Here is a 3,225-nt window from a genome sequence, read left to right as displayed (position 1 = left end):
TCTTTCCAGCTTTTTGTGCGCGAGAACAAGCAAAGCCCGTATCGCGTTTGCGGAGCGGTGACACTGGAAGAATGGTCAGGCAGCAAGCCGATGAATATTACGTGGCGTTTGCAAGCACCGCTGCCAGCGGCCTTATTCCGTGCTTTCAGCGAGAGCCGCGATGTGTAGCCGTACATGGCGGGTTACGGCGGCAGCGCCGCCTAACCCGCCCTACTTGGTGCTGGCTTCCTTGAGCGGCAGTGCCTGGCTGTAGTGCAGGAATTCGTCCAGATGGCCGGTGATGATGGCGACGGTGATGGGGAACTGCAGGCTCTGGTAGTCGTGTACCGCGATATTGCGAAAGCCGACCATTTCCTTGAGCGAATCGGCCAGTGCCGTGGCTATCCAACCGCCTTGTGCCAGCAGGGCAAACACGTCGCGTGCGCTTTGCGGGATGCCCAACCGCTCGCGGCGGATCCGGTGTTGGCCCATGTCGAGTGCGGCGTTGCAGGCGCGGACGATATTGCACACTGTGGCATCCTGACGGCTGAGGCTGGCAGCAAAGTCTTCTCCGCCATCATCGTATTCTTCCCTGCTGCGCTGTACACAGCGGTGGATCGTTGCCGATTTGTTGGCCAATACCGGGTCTGGAAAATGGGTTTCTTTTAGCTGGTACAAGGGTGAAGTCCCGACTGCGTGTTGGTGCTGGTTGTTGGCGATGCAAGCCACTCATACGGTAGCAGCCCATCCCCGTCAGGCTCGCGCCGGTGTAAAAGTGGCTGGCGAGGTTTTAAGCTGGCCTTTGTCCGAGCGATTCGACGCTAGCGAATTGCGAGTTGGCCAGCGCCTCGCCGGCCGTTTTTACGCCGGGGTTTCACGAGACTTCGGGGGCGTTTGGGATGCAAGGGGCTTGTCGCCACAAGCCCCTTGCCCGTACGTATTCCCTCGCGCCGCTGCGCTTGCCGCGCTCGGTCAGCGGAAGCGGCATGATAAAAATGTCCGCGTAGCGGACGCCGAAAAATACTGATCATTGAAACCAGCCCGACAGGGGTAGATGCAAAAAAGGCCAGCCGTTGCCGGCTGGCCTTGGTCTGTGTGGCGGGTGGTCGCCGGTGGGTTATGGCCTTTGGCCTAACCCACCGTCACCCCGTCTGATCAGATGTCGATATTGCGTGCGATCAGCGCGTTGCTTTCGATGAAGGCGCGGCGCGGTTCGACGTTGTCGCCCATCAGGGTGGTAAACACGTCGTCGGCGCCCATGGCGTCTTCGATGCGTACCTTGAGCAGGCGGCGCACGGTCGGGTCCATGGTGGTTTCCCACAGCTGGCCCGGGTTCATTTCGCCCAGCCCCTTGTAGCGCTGGATGCTCATGCCCTTGCGTGCTTCGCCCAGCAGCCAGTCCAGCGCTTCGCCATAGCTGGCAACCGGACGCAGGGTTTCGCCGCGGCGCATGGCGGCGCCTTCGCCGATCAGGCCGTTCAGCATTTCACGCGTGGTCTTCAGCTCGGCGTAGTCGGACGATTCGAGGAAGTTCTGGTCGAGTACCGTCACCATCACGTTGCCGTGCAGTTTGCGGATCACCTTGATCAGGTAGCCATCGTTCTTTTCGTCGCGCAGCAGCTCGAGCTCGATTTCTTCGGCCGGCACCAGCGCCTTGAGGGCGGCGAGGGAAGCGAGGGCTTCGTGCTCGTTTTCCAGACCCAGCGGTGCGGTCTTGAGCATGGCTTCCAGCACCAGAGGGTCGATGACGCGGCTTTCGCGTTCGATCACGGCGCGGGCCAGCAGGAACTGGCGTGCAACGATGCCCATGGCTTCGGCCGTCAGCGGCTCGGCGCCGGCGCTCGGGATCAGCTCGGCCTTGTCCAGTGCCAGTTGCAGCAGATACTGGTCAAGTTCGTATTCGTCCTTGAGGTAGCGTTCCTGCTTGCCGTGCTTGGCCTTGAACAGTGGCGGCTGGGCGATGTAGATATGGCCGCGCTCCACCAGTTCCGGCGTCTGGCGATAGAAGAAGGTCAGCAGCAGGGTACGGATGTGCGCACCGTCGACGTCGGCATCGGTCATGATGATGATGCGGTGGTAGCGCAGCTTGTCCGGGTTGTACTCGTCCTTGCCGATGCCGCAACCGAGGGCGGTAATCAGGGTGGCGACTTCCTGGCTGGCCAGCATCTTGTCGAAGCGCGCACGCTCGACGTTGAGGATCTTGCCCTTCAGCGGCAGGATGGCCTGGAACTTGCGGTCACGACCCTGTTTGGCCGAGCCGCCGGCGGAGTCACCCTCGACCAGATACAGTTCGGACAGCGCCGGATTTTTTTCCTGACAGTCGGCCAGCTTGCCCGGCAGGCCCAGCCCGTCGAGCACGCCCTTGCGGCGGGTGATCTCGCGCGCCTTGCGTGCCGCATCGCGGGCACGGGCGGCATCGACGATCTTGCCGCAGATGATCTTGGCGTCGTTCGGGTTTTCCTGCAGGAAGTTGCGCAGCGCTTCGCCGACTACTTCATTGATGACCGGGCCGATTTCGCTGGAGACCAGCTTGTCTTTGGTCTGGCTGGAAAACTTGGGGTCGGGCAGCTTGCACGACAGCACGCAGGTCAGGCCTTCGCGCATGTCGTCGCCGGTGGTGTCGACCTTGGCTTTCTTGGCTACTTCATGTTCGTCGATGTACTGGTTGAGGGTACGCGTCATCATCTGGCGCAAGGCGGTGAGGTGGGAGCCACCGTCACGCTGCGGGATGTTGTTGGTGAAGCACTGTACCGATTCCTGATAGGAGTCGTTCCACTGCATCGCCACGTCCACGGTCATGCCGTCCTTTTCGCCGGTGACGAAGAAGGGCTTGGGATGCATGGCCGCTTTGTTGCGGTTCATATACTGTACGAAGCCCGCCACACCGCCGGCAAAGGCGAAGTTTTCTTCCTTGCCGTTGCGCTTGTCGATCAGGTTGATGGCGACGCCATCATTGAGGAAAGACAGTTCGCGGATGCGCTTGGCCAGAATGTCGAAGTGGAATTCGACCTTGCCGAAGATTTCCGGCGAGGCCATGAAGTGCACTTCGGTGCCGCGATGGTTGCTGTGGCCGGTAACGGTCAGCGGGGCAACCGCATCGCCGTGGCGGAATTCCATTTCATGGACTTTACCGTCGCGCCAGATTTTCAGCTTGAGCCAGTCGGACAGGGCGTTGACCACAGACACACCCACGCCGTGCAGGCCGCCGGAGATCTTGTAGCTATTGCTGTCGAATTTACCGCCGGC

General features: G+C 61.0%; 2 protein-coding genes. Both read right to left on the bottom strand.

The features are described 5' to 3' along the window. Positions 1-210: 210 nt before the first annotated feature. On the bottom strand, positions 211-657 hold the full coding sequence (gene hepT, locus ACRC1E_RS07390; RefSeq protein ID WP_438514463.1) for a type VII toxin-antitoxin system HepT family RNase toxin: 447 nt from the start codon (positions 655-657) through the stop codon (positions 211-213). Positions 658-1,134: 477 nt separating this feature from the next. Further along, positions 1,135-3,225: DNA gyrase subunit B (locus ACRC1E_RS07385; protein WP_438514462.1), on the bottom strand; the 2,091-nt coding region annotated here is incomplete at its 5' end.

This window comes from Craterilacuibacter sp. (assembly GCF_051659485.1).
GTDB lineage: Bacteria > Pseudomonadota > Gammaproteobacteria > Burkholderiales > Chromobacteriaceae > Craterilacuibacter.
This window is presented reverse-complemented; position numbering and strand designations above follow the sequence as displayed.